The 18,348-nt window shown below is 39.6% G+C and carries 24 protein-coding genes and 1 tRNA gene; 14 read left to right on the forward strand and 11 right to left on the reverse strand.

Annotated features, from left to right (window positions below):
* Positions 1 to 38: 38 nt before the first annotated feature.
* From LEP1GSC195_RS14980 to LEP1GSC195_RS14995, 4 genes are read left to right on the forward strand one after another with little or no spacing between them, the layout of a single operon-like run.
* Complete coding sequence (locus LEP1GSC195_RS14980) at positions 39 to 1,214, forward strand: acyl-CoA dehydrogenase family protein (protein ID WP_015680800.1); 1,176 nt, start codon at positions 39 to 41, stop codon at positions 1,212 to 1,214.
* A gap of 6 nt (positions 1,215 to 1,220) precedes the next feature.
* A complete protein-coding gene (locus tag LEP1GSC195_RS14985; RefSeq protein ID WP_015682488.1) occupies positions 1,221 to 2,252 on the forward strand; it encodes a phosphotransferase family protein in 1,032 nt (343 codons plus the stop codon).
* Complete coding sequence (locus LEP1GSC195_RS14990; RefSeq protein WP_015681549.1) at positions 2,242 to 2,673, forward strand: hypothetical protein; 432 nt, start codon at positions 2,242 to 2,244, stop codon at positions 2,671 to 2,673. The genes LEP1GSC195_RS14985 and LEP1GSC195_RS14990 overlap by 11 nt, the downstream gene beginning before the upstream one ends.
* On the forward strand, positions 2,674 to 3,387 hold the full coding sequence (locus tag LEP1GSC195_RS14995) for a histidine phosphatase family protein (RefSeq protein ID WP_015680671.1): 714 nt from the start codon (positions 2,674 to 2,676) through the stop codon (positions 3,385 to 3,387). It begins immediately after the preceding gene.
* A gap of 82 nt (positions 3,388 to 3,469) precedes the next feature.
* Here LEP1GSC195_RS14995 and LEP1GSC195_RS15000 read toward each other — a convergent pair whose 3' ends face one another.
* The 4 genes from LEP1GSC195_RS15000 to LEP1GSC195_RS15015 are packed head-to-tail and all read right to left on the reverse strand — an operon-like array spanning position 3,470 to position 6,020.
* Positions 3,470 to 4,159, reverse strand: coding sequence for a hypothetical protein (locus LEP1GSC195_RS15000; RefSeq protein WP_015682266.1), 690 nt, complete (start codon positions 4,157 to 4,159; stop codon positions 3,470 to 3,472).
* A 15-nt stretch (positions 4,160 to 4,174) separates the two neighbouring features.
* Positions 4,175 to 5,191, reverse strand: coding sequence for an aldo/keto reductase (locus tag LEP1GSC195_RS15005; RefSeq protein WP_015682363.1), 1,017 nt, complete (start codon positions 5,189 to 5,191; stop codon positions 4,175 to 4,177).
* Position 5,192: 1 nt separating this feature from the next.
* On the reverse strand, positions 5,193 to 5,480 hold the full coding sequence (locus tag LEP1GSC195_RS15010) for an acylphosphatase (RefSeq protein ID WP_015681694.1): 288 nt from the start codon (positions 5,478 to 5,480) through the stop codon (positions 5,193 to 5,195).
* A 21-nt stretch (positions 5,481 to 5,501) separates the two neighbouring features.
* A complete protein-coding gene (locus tag LEP1GSC195_RS15015) occupies positions 5,502 to 6,020 on the reverse strand; it encodes an RNA pyrophosphohydrolase (protein WP_015680774.1) in 519 nt (172 codons plus the stop codon).
* A gap of 72 nt (positions 6,021 to 6,092) precedes the next feature.
* Here LEP1GSC195_RS15015 and sixA point away from each other — a divergent pair, with 72 nt between their 5' ends.
* Together sixA and LEP1GSC195_RS15025 are read left to right on the forward strand one after the other, a co-directional pair.
* Positions 6,093 to 6,581 (forward strand): phosphohistidine phosphatase SixA, encoded by a 489-nt coding sequence (sixA, locus tag LEP1GSC195_RS15020; RefSeq protein ID WP_015680695.1) that lies wholly within the window; start codon positions 6,093 to 6,095, stop codon positions 6,579 to 6,581.
* Between the two features lie 58 nt (positions 6,582 to 6,639).
* A tRNA-Pro gene (locus LEP1GSC195_RS15025) sits at positions 6,640 to 6,711 on the forward strand.
* Between the two features lie 82 nt (positions 6,712 to 6,793).
* Here the strand turns inward: LEP1GSC195_RS15025 and LEP1GSC195_RS15030 are convergent.
* Positions 6,794 to 7,084 (reverse strand): LIMLP_16025 family protein, encoded by a 291-nt coding sequence (locus LEP1GSC195_RS15030; protein WP_002976077.1) that lies wholly within the window; start codon positions 7,082 to 7,084, stop codon positions 6,794 to 6,796.
* A gap of 44 nt (positions 7,085 to 7,128) precedes the next feature.
* Here LEP1GSC195_RS15030 and LEP1GSC195_RS15035 point away from each other — a divergent pair, with 44 nt between their 5' ends.
* Both LEP1GSC195_RS15035 and LEP1GSC195_RS15040 read left to right on the forward strand, forming a co-directional pair.
* Positions 7,129 to 8,223, forward strand: a complete 1,095-nt coding sequence (locus LEP1GSC195_RS15035) for a hypothetical protein (RefSeq protein ID WP_015681903.1) — start codon at positions 7,129 to 7,131, stop codon at positions 8,221 to 8,223.
* An 83-nt stretch (positions 8,224 to 8,306) separates the two neighbouring features.
* The gene (locus LEP1GSC195_RS15040) at positions 8,307 to 8,837 is read left to right on the forward strand and encodes a DUF1697 domain-containing protein (protein WP_015681073.1); all 531 of its coding nucleotides are present in this window, start codon (positions 8,307 to 8,309) and stop codon (positions 8,835 to 8,837) included.
* 15 nt (positions 8,838 to 8,852) lie between these two features.
* On the opposite strand, the gene LEP1GSC195_RS15045 is transcribed toward LEP1GSC195_RS15040, so the two are convergent.
* Entirely contained in the window at positions 8,853 to 9,443 is a 591-nt protein-coding gene (locus LEP1GSC195_RS15045; RefSeq protein WP_015680891.1) for a TetR/AcrR family transcriptional regulator, read from the reverse strand.
* Positions 9,444 to 9,580: 137 nt separating this feature from the next.
* Here LEP1GSC195_RS15045 and LEP1GSC195_RS15050 point away from each other — a divergent pair, with 137 nt between their 5' ends.
* The gene (locus tag LEP1GSC195_RS15050) at positions 9,581 to 10,330 is read left to right on the forward strand and encodes an SDR family oxidoreductase (protein ID WP_015681929.1); all 750 of its coding nucleotides are present in this window, start codon (positions 9,581 to 9,583) and stop codon (positions 10,328 to 10,330) included.
* On the opposite strand, the gene LEP1GSC195_RS15055 is transcribed toward LEP1GSC195_RS15050, so the two are convergent.
* Complete coding sequence (locus tag LEP1GSC195_RS15055) at positions 10,322 to 10,798, reverse strand: crossover junction endodeoxyribonuclease RuvC (protein ID WP_015681384.1); 477 nt, start codon at positions 10,796 to 10,798, stop codon at positions 10,322 to 10,324. The genes LEP1GSC195_RS15050 and LEP1GSC195_RS15055 overlap by 9 nt on opposite strands.
* Positions 10,799 to 10,931: 133 nt before the next feature.
* Between LEP1GSC195_RS15055 and LEP1GSC195_RS15060 the strand changes: the two genes are divergently transcribed.
* The 4 genes from LEP1GSC195_RS15060 (at position 10,932) to LEP1GSC195_RS15075 (ending at position 14,552) form a co-directional block, all read left to right on the forward strand.
* Entirely contained in the window at positions 10,932 to 12,608 is a 1,677-nt protein-coding gene (locus LEP1GSC195_RS15060) for an acyl-CoA dehydrogenase family protein (protein WP_015682189.1), read from the forward strand.
* 101 nt (positions 12,609 to 12,709) lie between these two features.
* Positions 12,710 to 12,940: a VOC family protein gene (locus LEP1GSC195_RS15065; protein WP_232227808.1), complete on the forward strand. Its 231-nt coding sequence runs from the start codon at positions 12,710 to 12,712 to the stop codon at positions 12,938 to 12,940.
* A 143-nt stretch (positions 12,941 to 13,083) separates the two neighbouring features.
* A complete protein-coding gene (locus tag LEP1GSC195_RS15070) occupies positions 13,084 to 13,878 on the forward strand; it encodes a hypothetical protein (RefSeq protein ID WP_156827657.1) in 795 nt (264 codons plus the stop codon).
* Complete coding sequence (locus LEP1GSC195_RS15075) at positions 13,842 to 14,552, forward strand: hypothetical protein (protein ID WP_015681677.1); 711 nt, start codon at positions 13,842 to 13,844, stop codon at positions 14,550 to 14,552. Before LEP1GSC195_RS15070 ends, LEP1GSC195_RS15075 begins: the two co-directional genes overlap by 37 nt.
* Positions 14,553 to 14,614: 62 nt before the next feature.
* On the opposite strand, the gene LEP1GSC195_RS15080 is transcribed toward LEP1GSC195_RS15075, so the two are convergent.
* The 3 genes from LEP1GSC195_RS15080 to LEP1GSC195_RS15090 are packed head-to-tail and all read right to left on the reverse strand — an operon-like array spanning position 14,615 to position 17,042.
* Entirely contained in the window at positions 14,615 to 15,298 is a 684-nt protein-coding gene (locus LEP1GSC195_RS15080) for an START domain-containing protein (RefSeq protein ID WP_015681263.1), read from the reverse strand.
* A gap of 3 nt (positions 15,299 to 15,301) precedes the next feature.
* Entirely contained in the window at positions 15,302 to 16,555 is a 1,254-nt protein-coding gene (locus tag LEP1GSC195_RS15085; RefSeq protein ID WP_015680766.1) for a serine hydrolase domain-containing protein, read from the reverse strand.
* A gap of 13 nt (positions 16,556 to 16,568) precedes the next feature.
* The gene (locus LEP1GSC195_RS15090) at positions 16,569 to 17,042 is read right to left on the reverse strand and encodes a TIGR04452 family lipoprotein (protein WP_015681012.1); all 474 of its coding nucleotides are present in this window, start codon (positions 17,040 to 17,042) and stop codon (positions 16,569 to 16,571) included.
* 23 nt (positions 17,043 to 17,065) lie between these two features.
* Here LEP1GSC195_RS15090 and LEP1GSC195_RS15095 point away from each other — a divergent pair, with 23 nt between their 5' ends.
* Positions 17,066 to 17,776 carry a class I SAM-dependent methyltransferase gene (locus LEP1GSC195_RS15095; RefSeq protein ID WP_015681999.1) on the forward strand — a complete coding sequence of 237 codons (711 nt, stop codon included), beginning with the start codon at positions 17,066 to 17,068 and terminating at the stop codon, positions 17,774 to 17,776.
* Between the two features lie 15 nt (positions 17,777 to 17,791).
* Here LEP1GSC195_RS15095 and LEP1GSC195_RS15100 read toward each other — a convergent pair whose 3' ends face one another.
* Entirely contained in the window at positions 17,792 to 18,283 is a 492-nt protein-coding gene (locus LEP1GSC195_RS15100; RefSeq protein WP_408605942.1) for a TerB family tellurite resistance protein, read from the reverse strand.
* Positions 18,284 to 18,348: the final 65 nt, after the last annotated feature.

Here is an 18,348-nt window from a genome sequence, read left to right on the forward strand (position 1 = left end):
TTTACGTTTCATATTGATTCTTGTAATTCTGGGAATCAATGGACTTTGAAATTCCCCAAGAAGTGGAAACACTTCGCAAAAACATCCAAGACTTCATCACAAATGAAATCATTCCTCTGGAAAAACATTACGATTATGAAAAAGGTCGAATGCCAGAAGATATCAACCAACAAGCGCGCGCTAAAGTAAAAGCCTCCGGTTTTTGGACTCCACACCTTCCTAAATCAGAAGGTGGACTGGGTTTAGATTTAGTCGGAACTTGCATAGTATTTAGTGAACTGGGTCGTTCACCTATTGCTCCCTATATATTTAATTGTGATGCTCCAGATGAAGGAAACATGCATTTGCTTTCTCTTGCAGCAACGGAAAAACAAAAAGAACTCATTTTACATCCGTTAGTCAAAGGGGATTTGAGAACTGGTTTTGCTATGACAGAACCTGCCCCTGGTGCTGGTTCCGATCCGACAACCTTACAAACCAATGCGGAAAAACAAGGGGATAAATACATTATCAACGGTCGCAAATGGTATTGCACTGGAGCCAATGGTGCTAAGTATCTGATCGTGATGGCAAAGGTAAATGGAAGTTTTCGAAAAACTACCATGTTTCTCGTACCAACAGATGCCAAAGGTTATACCATGGTTCGAGAAATCGACCTCATGGGCTCCCATGGTCCCGGCGGACACTGCGAACTCAATTTTGAAAATGTAGAAGTTCCAGAAGATATGATCCTCGGTCGTATTGGAGAAGGATTTCGGCTTTCTCAGGAAAGGCTTGGTCCAGCTCGATTGACTCATTGTATGCGTTGGACAGGAATGGCAAGGCGAGCATTATCGATTGCGCGAAGTTATGCGAAAGAAAGACAAGTTTTTGGCTCTCGTATTGCGGACCACCAAGGAATCCAATGGATGTTTGCCGAAAGAGCTACTGAAATTGAAATGGCTTTCCTTCTCACATTGAAAGCTGCTTGGTTATTAAAAACTGGAAAAGATGCACGCCAGGAAACCTCTATGGCAAAGTGGAAAGTCAGTGAATCTTTGTGTAATACCATCGATATGGCGATTCAAATCTGCGGAGGAAAAGGATATTCACGTGACCTACCACTTGAGTTATTTTACCGCGATGCAAGGGCTGCAAGGATCGCTGATGGGCCATCTGAGGTTCATAAAATGGTAATTGGTCGAAACTATATATCAGAAAAATGGGACTTTTAAGGATTCATGGAAATTAATGAATTACAGGTAAAAGTAGAACTCCATTTATCAGCCGTTTGGAAGGAGAATGTAAAGGTCTCGCAAATCCATCATTTGAGTGGAGGTGCTTGCCAAGACAACTATGCTTTGGACTTGGCAACTAAAACCGGTAAACGATCGTTAGTTTTGCGTACGGACAAAGGAGGAAGTTTACTTTCTTCTCTTTCCAAACGAGATGAGTTTAAAGTTGCCGAGCTTGTTTACAAAGCTGGTGTCAAAACTCCGACGCCTGTTTTCCTCGAAGAAACTCCTGAGGTGATTGGTGCTCCCTTTTTTTTAATGGAAAAGATTGGTGGCAAAGCAACCGGCCGTTACATCACCAAAGACAAGGAATTGGATTCGTATCGTAAAACTAATATGGTTTCTGATTTGGCTGAGAACCTCGCCAAACTCCACACTGTAAAACCAAATTTGGTTTTAGATGAAGAGTTAAAGCAAAAACTAAAATTTGTCACAGTAGAAAATTATATCTCAGTTGCCATATCTGATCTAAGACAATCGTTAGATGAACTTCCTGAAGCACACCCTGCCATCGAACTTTGTTTGTTTTGGTTAGAAACCCATACACCTTCCGTTGATGATATTGTTCTGGTTCACGGAGATTTCCGAACTGGAAATTTTATGATGAATGCCGAGGGACTCCAAGGGATTTTAGATTATGAATTCGCCCACTTTGGGGATCGCCATGAAGACATCGCTTGGTTGTGTATGCGTGATTGGAGGTTCGGTCGCCTAAACAAAGAAGTCGGTGGTTTTGGAGATCGCAAAGATTTTTACGAAGCCTACCAAAAGACATCCGGCATCCCAGTTGATCCGTTTAAGGTAACATTTTGGGAGATTATGGGTAATGTTCGCTGGGCCATCGGGAGTGCACAACAAACGGAAAGACATTTATCTGGTAAAGACAAAGGGATTGAACTTGCAGCCATTGGTCGGCGCACAGCAGAAATGGAATGGGAAGCAATGCGACTCATTGAGGAATTAGAACATGCAGTATAGACCAGAAACAAAGGAACTTATTTCCTCCATACAGGATTTTTTAATGAAAGACCTTCTTCCTAAACTGGAAGGTGATGATCTATTGTCCTATAAAACATTAGTATCTTGGAATATGTTAGGTGTGATTGCAAGAGAAACAGAATCGTCTGAATTAGACTCTGATTGGAATCGTATCTTGAACTTAAATCTAAAAATCTCTAAATTGGAAGAAGATTACAATCGGGACCAGTTCTCTAATTTAAGTCGTAAAGAAAAATACAACGTTCTATTTGATTGGAATAAAAACCTTGCCAAAGATATTCGTGATCAAACGGAAAAAAATATAGGTGAAGATTTAAAACCAGGAGGAAAGGTTTGGAATTTCGCCAAAAATCAACTAAAGGAAACATTGAGCATTTCCAATCCGAGGTTCCAAACCTAAATGTCTTTATTGTATTTGGTGCGTCATGGGCAGGCAGACAGACTCGGAAAAAATTACGACCAGCTAACGGAACATGGTTGGAAACAAGCTAAACTACTTGGTGACTATTTCAAAAACCAAAGAATCGAATTTGATTCTGTGTATACTGGTACACTCAAAAGGCAAAAACAAACGGCGCAAGGGATCATCGAAAGTTTTACTAACGATCGCTTTTGTATCCCCGAACCTATAGAAAATTCCGCTTGGGACGAATTTGATTCAAAAATGTGGCTTGGTCTTGCAGCTAAGATTCGTCATGCGAATGTTGGTTTTGCTAATTTATATGAATCTTATAAGAAGGCTTGGGAAGAAGGAAAAGAGGAAACAAGGGACTACTTCCAAGAACTCATTCAAATTGTTTTAGATGATTGGGTTCATGGAGTTTGGGATCCTGTGGAACCATATACTTTTAAAGAATATGTAGATAAAGTTTCTTCTGGCCCAAAGGAAATTCCTGGAAACGTAAAGAGCACTCTTGTGGTTTCGTCCAGCACACCCATTGCCATCATGATGGGCCTTTCTTGCAAAATGTCACCGGTCGAATTTCCTGTGTTTATGAAATCAATCACCAATTCTTCTCTTAGTATCTTTCGTAGAGAGAACGATCACTGGGAGCCTGTTAGTTGGAATAATACTCCTCATTTACAAGATCCAGATTTAGTGACTTTAGTTTAGAGATTATAAAATAACGAATTGTAAATTGAATCGAAGTCAATTGGTTTGTTTCCAGTGAAATGAGAACAAACCAATTGAATTTTTATTGAGCAAAAGACGATAGAAGTTTGATTCGATTTTTTGCTTTTTGTCCCCAGCCTGTTCTTGGAAAATTTTTATATAAATGATCCATTGCTGCTAGCTCTTCTTCATTGGATTTACTATGACGAATGGTAATTTTTGGTTCTTCTTGGAATTTAAAATCAACGGTTACATGAAAACTCCCTAAAAAAACAACAGTTCCTGGTTGTAGATCCACTCGTGATTTTTCAATATCTTTTCGATCAAAGTCGATATCGATTTTATTCGGTTGTTTTGTACTTCCAAATGCAAAGTCAGAAGCACCGCGGTTTAATAGATGGACTGCATCATGAATTTCATACTGGCCTTCTTTTAAATTCTGGAAGTAGTAGTAGTGTTCGGAACTTTCATTGTATTCAAAGTTTTTTTCCCCTTTTTTTAGAGTTACCTTTTGAAACCTTGGATCAATCAATTCATCCAAAATCATTTCATTTTTAACGATTGTCATGTGAACAATAATCAGACTACTTTGAGCATTTTTGGGACCAAAACTAGAACATTCAGGAAAAAGGTAAGTGATTAAAAATAATATTAAAAACTTTCGAAAAACTCCAGAAGTAAACTTTTCGAACTTCGATATTTTTTTCTCCAAAGGAACCGAATTACCTTCAGGCTTTTTTTCTAAATGATTGTCATGTGGATTGGAACTCATTGGTTTTTAATTACCTTAACCCATCGGATATTGAATCTTTTTGGAAACAAGATTGATTTCTGTTAGAATTTCTTCTGATAAAATAACATCCGTTGCTTTTAATGATTCTTCTAGTTGGGCCACAGTATTGGCTCCAATGATGGTAGAAGCAACATAATCATGTTGTTTACTCCAAGCAACGGAAAGAACTGTGGAACTCAATCCATATTTTTCGGCAATTGCCATAAGCTCTACGGTGGATGCCAATGTGTTTTCATTTAAGAAACGATAGGCCATTCGTTTTTGTCTTTCCCCTTCAGCCATATAACGAACAAATCGAGAACCTTCTGGTGGAACAGATCCATTGTATTTTCCAGTGAGTACTCCTCCAGCAAGAGGAGAATAGGGAAGTAAGGAAATTCCTTCCTTTCGACAAACTTGTGCTAACTCATCTTCAAAACGACGATTTAGAATCGAAAAATTATTTTGAATGGAATCATAACGAATGAGGTTGTGTTTCTCTGAAGTCCAAAGACTTTTCATGAGCCCAAAAGATGTTTCATTGGAACAACCAGCATAACGAATTTTCCCTTCGTCCTTTAGCTCACTGAGGGCTTCCATGGTTTCATCGTAAGCTACATCATGATCTGGCCAATGAGTTTGGTATAAATCTATGGTCTCTACACCTAATCTTTGTAAGGAGCCTTCGATCGCACGACGGATATGATATTTATCTAGAGCCGTTTTTCCTTCACGAAGTGGGGGACTAAACCAACCATGACCGGGTCCTGCAACCTTGGTTGCTATGATGATTCCATCCCGAGGTTTTGTTTTTAACCATTTGCCAAAAATTTCTTCAGTTCTGTGGACCCAAGATTTTTGGGGAGGAACAGGGTATATTTCTGCCGTATCATAAAAATCGATTCCTGCATCATAAGCACGATCCAAAATTCTAAATGCCTCATCTTCGTTACACGATGATCCAAAAGTCATGGTACCCATACAAATTTCGGATACCACCATTCCTGTTTTGCCAAGTCTTCGTTTTTTCATGTTATTTTTTAATTAAAAATGTTCTGAATTGGTTTTTGGGATCACTCCATTCAATGACATGATCTTTCACCTTTGCTTTGGTAGGGCCTCGTTGCATGGCTCTGTACAAATCTTCGATAAAAAGTTTGTCACCCTCCATAACGGCTTCTACTTCTCCATTGGGTAAGTTTTGAGTATAACCTTTGAGTCTCATTTCCTGGGCTTTTTGGAGGATGTAATAACGAAATCCGACCCCTTGTACAATTCCCCTTATTACAATTCTCGCTCTTGCTTCTTCTGATTTTCCCAATGAATGTCTCCTTTCTAGAACCTACTTGGATTTTGATTTCTCTGCAATGTAATTTTGAATGGCCGATTTAAAAAGAGGAACAAACTTCTCATAGACGGATCGTTTGAACTCAACCACCGATTGGATGGTATCTTCAATTTCCATAAATTGAATGGTCAAAAACTCTTGTTCATGATGGACCAAATCACATTCTTCCAAAGTCCCGTCCCAATGGAAAAGGATCCATCTTTGTAATTGACCACGAAATTTTTGTAAGTGTGAATTGAGACCAAGAGAATTGGGAAAGTCGTAGGGAATCCAATCGGGATATTCCGTTATATAAGTTGCTTTTTTGATCCCAAGTTCTTCATATAATTCTCGTTTAGCGGCATCCAAATAATCTTCGTCTTCATCAATGCCACCTTGAGGGAACTGCCACGAACCTGGGAATTGTACTCGTTCCCCTACGATTACTTTTCCTAAAGAATTAAAAACCACCATGCCTACGTTTTTGCGGTAGGGTTTGTCTGTCATATTCCTTAGAATGTCTCTATCATTCATTTTCGCAAGAAATTCCTTAATTTTTTGTTTCTCCGTAAGTCCGTGGTTTCAATCTTGGGATTAGGAGATTCTATGAAGATCATTTTGGTTCGTCACGGTGAGGCTGAAAATGCAACTCCTACCATTTCCGATACCCAGCGGGAACTAACAGACAAAGGTATCAGTGATATTCATAAAATCGGAAGGTTTATTAAAAATTCTGCATTATCCGTAAAACAAGTCTATTATAGTCCTTATCTTAGAACTAAACACACTGCCGAAATTCTTTCTGATGAATTGAAATACAATGGGGAAATGTTGGCATCCGATGATCTGGCTGCTGGAAAAGGTTGTTCCGATATCATCTCTTGTTTGGTGAATTTTACCAATTCCGATACAGTATTGTTAGTTGGTCATAATCCAGACATTACTTACTTTGCAGCAAGACTCCTCGGAAATGCAACCGTAGCCGAAAATTTAATTTTCCAACCAGGTTCCACCATAGCCATCAATGTAGCTCGAGAAAAATTTGCGCATGGCCAAATTATTTGGGCGATTTCACTAGACAATTTAGGTATTTGATTTCTTATTAGTAAGACTTGACCCGTTTTGGATCGTAAGGTTTTTGGATTTCAGAACACGGGGTGTAGCGCAGCGGTAGCGCACTTGTCTGGGGGGCAAGGGGTCGCCGGTTCAAATCCGGTCACTCCGAAGTTCAATTCCTAAAAAACCCAGCAGGCCTGCGAACAAACCTGCCGGAAGAAAATTCAGGATGATGATTTACAAAATAAAACTTAAGAAGATTTGCTTTCGTTCCCTTCTTTGACTTTGTCCAAATACTTAACTACGTTATCTTTGAGTTCGTCAAAACGAACGATTCCCCAAGCAATACCCATTTTTACTTTTAAAGCATTGTCACTAGTGTCACTTTCACCTTGTTCTTTTAACTTTTGAAAGTTGGTTTCGAATTTGCTTTTTTTCTCGTTCAAGTCTACGACGAGTTTCTCCCAAACTTCTTTGGAAGTCTTTACGGCGCCAATTCCAGCATTTACGATATCTTGAAGCTTGTTTTCCACATTGCTCATCGGATGTTACTCCTTATGGTTCCATTATTTTGCAGTGCACAATAATGTCTAGAAAGAATTTTCTGGAGGAATCTGAAATCCTGAACCAAAATGGTCGGATGCGCGTAAAAACCTTATGGACTCTCCTTTCCATTTCCATCCTCGTTTTCCTGATTTTGGATTGCGGTGGTCAAATCCAGGAAAAGCCGATCGCTGGCTGTGAACGAATTTCTGGAACTCCCGGCCCCGAAGATTTAGATCTTATCCGAGACATTTCTACGGTCATCGTTTCTTCCCATGAACGTCGAAATGGACTGAAAGATATTGGAGCTTTGTTTGAAGTTTCGCTTCAAGATACCAATCAGAAATTAGAAGCCAAAAAAATAGAAACCAATTATCCTGAAAACTTCAGGCCGCATGGAATTAGTTATGCGAAAGTGAAAGGTGTGGATACTTTAGCAGTCATCTCTCATACATTAGTAGATGAAAATCCACATACGATTGAAATCTTTGAACGCTCCAAAGCTGGTAAATGGACACATACAAAAACTTTGAGTGATCCCACTCTCACAAGTCCCAACGATATCTTTATGAATGAAGCGGGTGAAATTTTTGCTTCCAATGATAATGGAACAAGCAACGCCTTCCGCAAGTATTGGGACATGATCATTCGCAGTGCTCGTGCTGACATCGCTTATTATGATGGAAAAACATTTCAGGCATTGGACGTTCCCGTAATGCTTGGGAATGGAATCTACATTCGTAAAAAAGGAAACGCAGAATTATTGTATCGCTCTGTGTTTGCAGAAAAAGCCATCCGAGTGTATCAAGTGGATCGTACTGCAGGAAAGATCAACTTAAAGTATTTGGAATCCATTGCCATTGGTGCAGGACCCGATAATATTTTAGAAGATGAGAATGGAATCCTTTGGCTTGCGGCCCACGATTCTACTTATAAATTCATTCGTCATGTGATGAATAAAACCAATTTAGCACCGACTCGCGTTTTTAAAATCAATCCGGAAAACAAAGAAGTTACGGAAGTGTATGCCAATGAAGGGGCGGAAATTTCTGCCGGAAGTACAGGACTTGTTTTCAAAAACAAACTTTTGATCTCCCAAGTGTTTGAAGATTTTCTTTTGGTTTGCCCAAGGCCTTAGGAAAACGACCTTTTTGAAATTATGGATCCGATGGTGTTGAAAGATGCCATTGGATTGATAACAAATTAAGGACTTAACTCACCATGAAATACATCGCCTTATTTAGAGGAATCAATGTGGGAGGAAACAGAAAAGTGGAGATGAAAAAACTAAAGATTCTTTTTGAGTCATTAGGGTTTAGTAATGTTTCCACTTATATCAATTCAGGGAATGTAATTTTTGAATCAGCGAATGATCCAAAAACAGTGTTGTTGAAAATAACAGCTGGCCTGGAAAAAAATTTCGATTTTGAAATTCCTACTCTCGTTAAGACAGAAAAGGAAATGAAAAAAATTGCAGATGCCATACCGAAAGACTGGCAAAATGATCCAACCCAAAGGACTGATGTTGCGTATTTGTTTCCCGATATAGATTCCAAAAAAACCATCGAGGAACTCCCTTTCAAAAAAGATTTTGTCGATGTTCGTTATTTTAAAGGAGCTATCTTCTGGAATATTAAAAAGGAAGATGTAAACAAAAGCCAACTAGCCAAGATCATTAGTCATAAATTATATAAGTCTATGACGATTCGAAATGTAAATACTGCGAGATTTTTAGCAGGAGAAAACAAGTAGGAAAAACCAATCATATCAAACCAATCCCTTCAACACCGCTTCTATTGTTTGAACTAACAAAGGTTCCCGATTCTCTTCGCAGTGTTGTGCCACAAGTTTTGGATGAGTGAAAGCTGTTCCTGCAGAAATCAGAATTTCTGTGACCATGTTTACATCTTTCTTTTTTAACTTTTTTTGTTCCATGGCTTCCGTAACCAACTTCGACATTTGGTTGCGCATGTTGGACAAATGAGTTTGGATGAATGGTTTGGATTGTTCGGCGGCCATATCAAATGCCTTGTACAATTCAGGATCCAGTTTCACTTTCTCCAACTTCATTCGGTGTAAATTTTGAAACCAAGTGAGGATCTTTTGTAAAGGATCTCTTTTTTCCGAAACCAATAAATCTTGTTTTTGGTCCAGATTCACAAGCCACCTTTCGGAGACAGCGTCTAGTAATGCGGTTTTATCCTGGAAATGGGAGTAGAGGGCCGCGTGGCTAATTCCCATTTCTTTGGCCACATCCACCAAGCGAACCTTCTCAAATCCCTTCGCCCGCATTTGGTCGATGGCAATTTCCACCGCTTTATCCTGAATTTCTGAGGGTGTGAGACCAGTCCGAGGCATAGGGAAATTCTTGGATTTCCATCTTCCCGGTCAATTCTAAATTACAAAATGAAAAAAACGTTAGTTTTGAAACTTACGGACTTGACATTTTGTAACTTACATAATATTGTAAATGTAAGTAAGGGAACGGTAACAAGATGCAATTGAATGGAAACACAATATTGATTACGGGCGGAACGAGTGGGATTGGACTGGCTTTGGCCGAAAGACTTTCAGGCCTTGGCAACCGCATATTAGTTTGCGGAACAAGTGCAAAGAAGATAGAAGAGATCAAAAAAACTCATCCTGATTGGGGAACTTATCTTTGTGATGTCTCTCGTCCCGAAGAAAGAGAACGGTTGTTCTTTGCGACAACAAAAGATTATCCAGAGATCAATGTCTTATTCAATAATGCGGGAATCCAACGATATCCCAAACTAAATGAAGTGGAACCTTGGTCGGATTTGGGAAAGGAAATCGATATCAACTTGGGAGCTCCCATCCACCTTTCTATGTTATTCGCTAAACACCTGTTTGCAAAAAAGAATGCTGCGATTTTAAATACGACTTCTGGATTGTCCCATATTCCTTTGGCTTATGCTCCAGTCTATAGTGCCACTAAGGCCGCATTACATTCTTTCACATTGACACTACGGTTTCAATTTCGCAATGAACCAATCAAAATCATAGAGGTTTCTCCTCCTATGGTAGATACGGATTTAGGAATCCCTAACACACATACGGCAGGATTGAATTTAGATGAATATGCGGACAGTGTGATCAGTGGATTGCAAAATGGAGATCTGGAAATCACCACAGGTTTTTCAACTATCTCAGCAAATGCCAGTCGAGAGAAAAAGGATGAAATCTTTATGTCTATGAACCAGGCCAGGAGTGGTTCAAACTAAAGACCGGCCCACAAAGGCACAAGCGATGGCATCCCAAGAATCATCGTGGCCTTTGAGATCTTTAAATCCTAAAATCATTTGGATCGCTGCCCGAACTTCTTTTTTGGTAGCGTTTCCTCTTGTGGAGATTCCTTTTTTGATTTGGGTTGCTGTTAAAGAAACTGCAGGAATTTGTTTTTCCCCTAGAGAAAGAAGAATGACCCCTCGAGATTCGGCGACCTTCATTCCTGTGGTGGTATTTTGAACAAAAAACAATTCTTCAACGGCAGCTACTTCTGGTTGGAATTCCGTCAGGATGTCCATCAGTTCGGAACGGATTTGGAGCAAATTATCTGGCGAAGGGGTTTTGGGAGCAACTTCAATCGTCCCGTAAGTTAAGAGCGTTGGATTGCGGCGTTGGCCTTCAGGAAAGGACAAAATGGCATATCCAACTCGGTGGGATCCAGGATCAATTCCGATGACTTTCAATAATTTCTTTCCAAGTTCCGTACTTTTGCCCAGTTTCGGTCTCCCTGACCCAAAACCTAGTCTAAAAATGAAAATGACAGGGTACTTTCCTTCCGTATAGTGGAAGAAAACCACCCGCAGGAACGTTAAACACATGACCGCAACGGCAGTGAAACTCGAAAAATCCCAGGCGGAGAAGGCTCTTAGTGCTCAAGCCGCCCTCCTCAATGATGTAACCAAACGACTCGCTCTGAAAAATTCCGACAACGGCAAAGTTTCCGTAAGCAAAATGGACAAAACACAACATGTGTTTTACCAATTGGCTTGGATGACAGCTCAACAACGTGTTGCTGAGAACTTTATCGTTTATGCTTGGGATGCTTCCAAGGGAACGGGCGAAATGGAACAGAAAATGGCCCTAACTTTTGCGGCTGAAACTGTTTCTAGTATTCGTTCGGAACTTGCAGCTCGTCCTGCTGAGTACGAACTGACTTACAAAGAACTATTCTCCAAACTTTTTTCCGATGAAATCAATGTTTATGTGGAAGCAGCTTCCAAAATGGAAAACTACGAAGCCATTGTAGACAAGATCGTTGATCTTGGACACTTCGGTGCCTACGGTCTTTCTGAAGACCATGAAAACTTCCGCGGAATCTTCAAAGACTTCGCTGAAAACGTAGTGGTTCCTCATGCAGAACACGTTCATAGACATGACGACCTCATCCCACAAGAAATCATCAATGGACTAAAAGACATGGGTTGTTTCGGTCTTTGTATTCCAGAACAGTTCGGTGGAATCCAACCAGACGATCGCCCGGATAACATTTCCATGTTAGTGGTAACGGAAGAACTTTCTCGTGGATCACTCGGTGCTGCAGGATCTCTTATCACAAGACCAGAAATTATGTCCAAGGCTCTCCTCAAAGGAGGAACCGAAGAACAAAAAAACAAATGGTTACCACTACTTGCCTCTGGTGAAAAATTTGCCGGAATTATGGTAACAGAACCTAACTATGGTTCTGACGTAGCTGGTGTATCCGTTACGGCAAAAGAAGTGGATGGAGGATTTGTCATCAATGGTGTCAAAACCTGGTGTACATTCGCAGGTTATGCGAACCTTCTTCTTATCCTTTGCAGAACAGAAGCTGATCCAAGTCTCAAACATAGAGGTCTTTCTATCATTCTTGCCGAAAAACCTTCGTTTGACGGACATGAATTCAGCTACAAACAAGACGGAGGCGGAACCATCCAAGGAAAAGCAATTGGAACCATTGGTTACCGAGGAATGCACTCCTACGAAGTATCTTTCGAAGATTATTTTGTTCCAAAAGAAAACCTTCTTGGTGGGGATGCTGGACGCGGCAAAGGTTTCTATTTCCAAATGGAAGGATTTGCTGGTGGACGTATCCAAACCGCTGCTCGTGCCAATGGTGTGATGCAAGCGGCTTTAGAAGCAGCACTTCGTTATTCCCAAGAACGCAAAGTATTCTCAAAACCAATTTACGATTATACTTTAACTAAGTTCAAAATCGCGAAGATGGCTATGATTGTGCAAGCAACTCGCCAATACACAAACTATGTAGCAACTCTACTCGATAACCACAAAGGTCAAATGGAAGCAACACTTGTGAAATTGTATGCATCCAAAATTGCTGAGTGGGTAACTAGAGAAGCTATGCAAATTCACGGTGGTATGGGTTACGCAGAAGAGTATCCAGTATCACGTTACTTTGTGGATGCTCGTGTATTCTCTATTTTTGAAGGTGCAGAAGAAGTGATGGCACTTCGCGTTGTTGCGAAGGACCTTCTTGACCAAGCACTCGCTTCCTAATTGAGAAACTAAATCTTGTCTTTGCTGGAAGGGTTCGACCTGACGGCAAAGGATTAAACTGAAAAAGGCCCGAATCCTCGGGCTTTTTTTATGCCTTTTTAGTGAGCTATTGTTTTACTGAACTATGGTTATGCGATGATCCCTCTATTCCTCAGAATTCCAGCGTATATTACCATGTAGATTCCATTGATCTTTTGTATTCAGACTACAACAAGAAAGGAATTGTTTATAAAAATGCTCATTTGATGGATAAACCTTGGGGGATGAGTGAGTTTTATGTTGTGGATTTGGATGGCAATTTATTGAAATTTGGACAAAGAATTGATACGTAATAACATAAAAAAAAGATTCGAATGTCTAATGCTAATGGGCAGGAAAAAAACTTATGTTTGTTAAATGTTATCTTTCAGTTTGACTTTGTATGGCCAACTATATCGGAATAGGAATTATTTTCTAATTGGAGTCTGAAGATTCAGTGAATTTAAATCGAATATTATTTTTCTATTTCCCTCTATTGAGTGTTTTAAGTTTTCAACTCTCTTGCAAAACTCCCATGCCCGAGTTAAGTTCGGAAGCAAAACTATCCAAAGGGAAAATGATCTCCATTCGATGGACAACCTCTGATCCCGTATTGGCAAAAGTATTTAATGAAGTTTTTCCTGTACCACCGGCCCTCCTTTTGAATGAAAATGCGAACGTGACAGACCTAACAACGGTCCCACTTCCTGAACCAAATCCCGACCATGCTCCGAAACCAAAAAAAGAAAAACCGGTGGACCCAAATGAACTACCTAGATGGGATCGTGGATTCGAATTATCAAATATAGACAATCTAACATTAGTCATTCGAAAAGAAAGCCAAAGACCATTCTATAGCGTCGGTATGAGTCTTCTTGCCTTGACCATGCTGTATTATGGTACGATGGAAACAGAAGCGGAACTTGTCTGGACATCCGGAGAATCCAATCTCCATAGAATTTCATTTTTATCTACTTACGAAACCATTTGGGCACCAATGCCATTTTATATTGGAACCGGTTCTACGATTGTGGCACCGGCTTTTAATTCGAATCGTTATCCATCCAGTTTACAAAAATTTTGTACCCAAGAAAAACCAAGTAAACTACGAGAGTCTTTAGAGCAAACACAGTCCGAAAACTGCAAAGAATATGAAATATTTTTAAGGCGGTTGTTCTTACAAAATTATGACACCATCCATTCGCAATTGAAGGAATGGGAAAAGAGAAATCAGGATTGGTTTCAACCATAACAAAGGGACAATTCCATTTGATTCAAAATCTAAAGTTTACTCATCTATTTTTCCGTAAGTCCGTTGTTGTTATTTCTGTTTATTTGTTTTCAACGTTCATTCCTATAAAGGATTTAAACTCGATTTCAATCCCAAAAGAAAATTGGAATCTAGTTATGTATGGAGGAATTTTCACAACGACTGACCTGATTCCCATAGTGTTTCGCCAGAAAACGGATTATAAAGAATCTTATATAGGCAGTTTGGGAATTTCAAGGCCTCTCGATTATCGGATTCGATGGTTTGATTTTTTATGGGAAGGGAATGTGACCAAACATTTTGGTGAAATGAACCACTGGGAATTAAACGGTTTTTACATTGTGAAAATTGACAGAATGTATGGTTCCCCCATTAGTTTGTCGTTAGGGGAAGGATTGTCACTTGCCTCTGAAAATCCAAAGTTAGAAAACAAGGCCAAAGGATACTATTTAGATGGATTACAAAAAGATGCTATAGAATCGCGAGCTCTTCTTAACTATATGATGGTGGAGATTAGTTCTTATTTGCCCTTTGAAAGAAAAACAGAACTGTTTTTGCGGGTCCATCACAGGTCCGGTATTTTTGGACTATATTGCCCACCCGATCCCAATTGTGGATCCAATTTTGTGAGTTATGGGTTTCGCACTTCTTTCTGATTCCACAGCACAACCTATAAACATTGCACTGTAGAACCAAATCCTCGATTTAATAAAAAAAACTATTTTGGGTTTGTTCCCGTTGGTTCTTTGATCCAATCAAATTTTGTGTCTTTGTGTTTTCCTTCTTCCACTAACTTATGTATGTTGAGAAGTGATTCATAAGGAGTATCTGTTAAAACTAAGTTGATTACGGATTGTGGCACTGATCCACCTGGTTCAAAATGTGCTTGGTATTCAATTTTTAGTTTTCCATTTGTTAGAGGAATGATTCTCCAAACACCTTCAAAGTTTTCCATGCGAGTGACACCAGAAGGAACAGGACGAGCATTAGAATCTAAACGTTTAATTTTCATAACGGTCGCCAATGTTTTTTCATTTTGTTCAAAACCTCGATCCATAATCAAATCACGATCATTTACTGGCCATGGGGCACCATTTCTGAGATACACGATCGACTTTTTCTCCGTACCAGAAAGAACAGTTAGTTCCTTACATTGGTGGTAAAGATTTTTACAGGAAGCAGGGTCAGTTAATAGGGCAACGATTTGAGAAATGGAAGCATCAACTTCCGTTCGTCCCAAAAATTCATCCAGGTTGGATCCGGCAAAAGGACGAGTCAAAACTTGGATTCCTTTTTTTCGTTTGGACTCCGACCATTCAGGAGTTTGGGCAATGAGTGAAGATAGACTCGATAGAATGGAAACTCCTACCAAGGTCAGTGTAAGGATTTGTTTTTTTGTCATGGGTTACCTGCCTATTTGTAAATGAATGAGAGGTCTCACTGTCTCTGCAAAGAATAATGAGGTTGATGAAGCTGGTAACAAACTCAATCCATTTTTTCTTCCTATATTATTTACAGCAAGGATCGCCATATAATTTCGATTTTTATCCAGCCAAGGATAGAATCCGTTGATTCCAATACTATGAGAGATAAGATCGCGATCACATTCTGCGGGAATATCCGTAGTGGTACAAAATCTCCAGTTGCCTAGACCATATTGCCATCGGTAACCGAATGCAGAGAATTGAGAATAGCCAATCTTAGCGCCTTGGTATTGGTCTGCTAAAATTTCTGTTACCGAAGTTGTAGAAAGAAAATTGGCTATATTGGCGCCTGCTGCATTTTTTGCAGTTCCATTGGTCAATAGGGCATTGAGCATTCGGGCATAATGTTCAGGTGAAATAGAAAGTCCAAAGGCTCCTGACAAACTTCCATCAGTGACCTCTGCAGTTCTATAATTGCCTCGCCAAACTGCTTGGCTTGCATCCCATCCTAGAGGAGTCACAATTAGTTGAGTAAATATTGTATCCCAAGTTTTGCCACAGGAAATTTCTAACATACGTTGTGCGACTGCCATATGGTTTGAATTGTATTGAAATAAAGCTCCTGGTGTTCCCGTGGACTGGTCTCGGATTTCATTAACACAACTGTCTTTTTGTGTGCCGGACGCACCCACTGGTAATGTAGAAATACAAGTTACTTGACCCGATCCATTCCCTCCACCGGCATTGAGTCCAGAGGTAAACGACAATAACTGGCGGAGTGTGATGGTTCCCTTGGTTCCTGTCCAACCGAGAACCTGCGCAGTCGTCCGAGATAAAGTAATCGCACCTGCCACAGCGCCATTATTACAAGAGTTGGTATTGACTGTGCCACAATCAGCTGCGACACCCCCCGCGTTACAATCAATGGCTCGCATGGCTGTAATGGCAGTCACCCATTTGGATCCAGAAGCGATTGGCCTGTAGGTATTATAATCTAATACAGATTGTCTCGCATAGATTCTGTTACCTGACTGGTCATAAACTTGAAAGCTAGCACCTTCATCAGTAGTTTTTGCATACTGATCAAAACAAGAATCGATGGTAAAACAAGAACTCGCGATACCTGCCAAAAGTAAAGATTGTGCATTCTTATCCTTTGAAACGGATTTGCTGCAATTGACAAATACAACAAAGGAAAAAAGAGATATCAATAATAGATGAAAAGTAGATTTCATAACATTCCTCATTTTAAAAACGGATAGGTTCGATGGTAATGATCTTTCCTGTATTTTCTAAATCGCAGGAGGCAAATTCGGGAAGTAATAATGCATCTCGAGCTACTCCACCAACAGTTGTTAAACTATCATATATGGATCCTAAAACCAAAGCGCCTTTACTGCGTATATCGGATTCACATTGCAAAACAGAAGATTCCATAAACGAATCGTTATCTTTTATCTCAGACACATAGGGATAAAGGATTTTGGTTAGAAATCCATTGATAATGAGGAGAGGCGAGATGGGACCTTGCCCGCCCTTCATTCCTGACTGGGAAAGCCAGTATGCCGAAGCTGTTGTTTCTGCCTCAAATATAGCTTCTGAAATTCTTTTTTTTGCTTCAGTGCCCCTGATGGCACCGTAAGTTGGAATTCCAATTCCTTCTGTAAGCATACAATTTGTCAGAAAGACAAAGAAAAGAATGGATAGAAAAATTTGCTTCATGAGAATTTTATCCTTAATAGAGAATGAAACGGTCTGTAAACTTTTCCTTTCACAACATGGTTCGAATCCCAGAACCAGAACTTATGGAAGATCCTACCCAGGTAGAGTCTTATGCCAGTGCTGATTTTGAATCGGCCCATTCCTTTCTGATTCGTAAATTCCAAGATAGACTGCCACAAAGATTCACACCAGAATCCGTTTTGGATTTAGGTTGTGGTCCTGGGGATATGTCTTCTCGGTTGTATTCACAATTTCCGATGGCAAACTTTACGTTTTTAGATGGTTCCGAATTCATGTTAAATTTTTGTAAGAAGCGTATCGGTACACTGCTTCCCAAAAAAAGAAACAATAAAATTGAATTTAAAAAAGAACTCATACAAGATTTTGTTCCTGAATCATCGTATGATCTAATCTTTTCAAATTCTTTATTACACCATTTACACGATCCTTTTGAATTTTGGGCCGCCGTACAAAGATCGATTCATCAAGATAGTTTTATCTTTATCTCCGATCTAATGAGACCGGATTCTTTCGCAAGCGCACACCAACTAATTAAACGTTATGCGAATGAAGAATCTGAAGTATTAAAAAAAGACTTTTACAATAGTTTACTTGCAGCTTATCGAATTGAAGAAGTGAAGGAAATGTTAGAGATTGTTCGGCTAGATACAAAATTGAATTTAGAACCAATCACCGATAGGCATTGGATCTGTTATTCTAAGCAAAGACATTAAACGAAAAGAAATACCTTAAGTAAGGTATTTCTTTTCGACTCTGACTTTATCCATGTGGCTGATTTTTAGTTCTGACGCTAGGTCTTCCAAAAATAGGATTTCTTCCTGGTTGAGAGCACCATCAGAAGCAACAATACAGACAGCATCTTCAAAAAAATTTAATGCATATTCATCATTATCCAAAACTACTTTGGTAATGGTTTTCATTGGGAGAGGATTTTCAAAAGTCTTCGAAAGAATTTCTAAAACTGGTTTTTTCTGGGACTGAAATCCACTGAGGAGGCAATCAGGTTCAAACAGTACATTCACCAGTTCCCCTACGATATCCCCTTCTTTCTTTTTGAATTGACCATCGGCATTACAGGCATACGACCACAAACTAAGAAGGACTTTGGCATATTCAATGTGAAGGTCACTTTCGATATCCAGAGTCGACTGGATCGATTCCGGATGTTTGTTTTTGTTTCCCTTGACTTGTTTCAAATTTTGAACGATTTTCTTTGCCATAACAAACAGGAATTTTATTGCCTCGGATTCTCCGTTCAACTTCATTTTTTTACTCTTTTCTTGAT

This window comes from Leptospira wolbachii serovar Codice str. CDC (assembly GCF_000332515.2).
Taxonomy (GTDB): domain Bacteria; phylum Spirochaetota; class Leptospiria; order Leptospirales; family Leptospiraceae; genus Leptospira_A; species Leptospira_A wolbachii.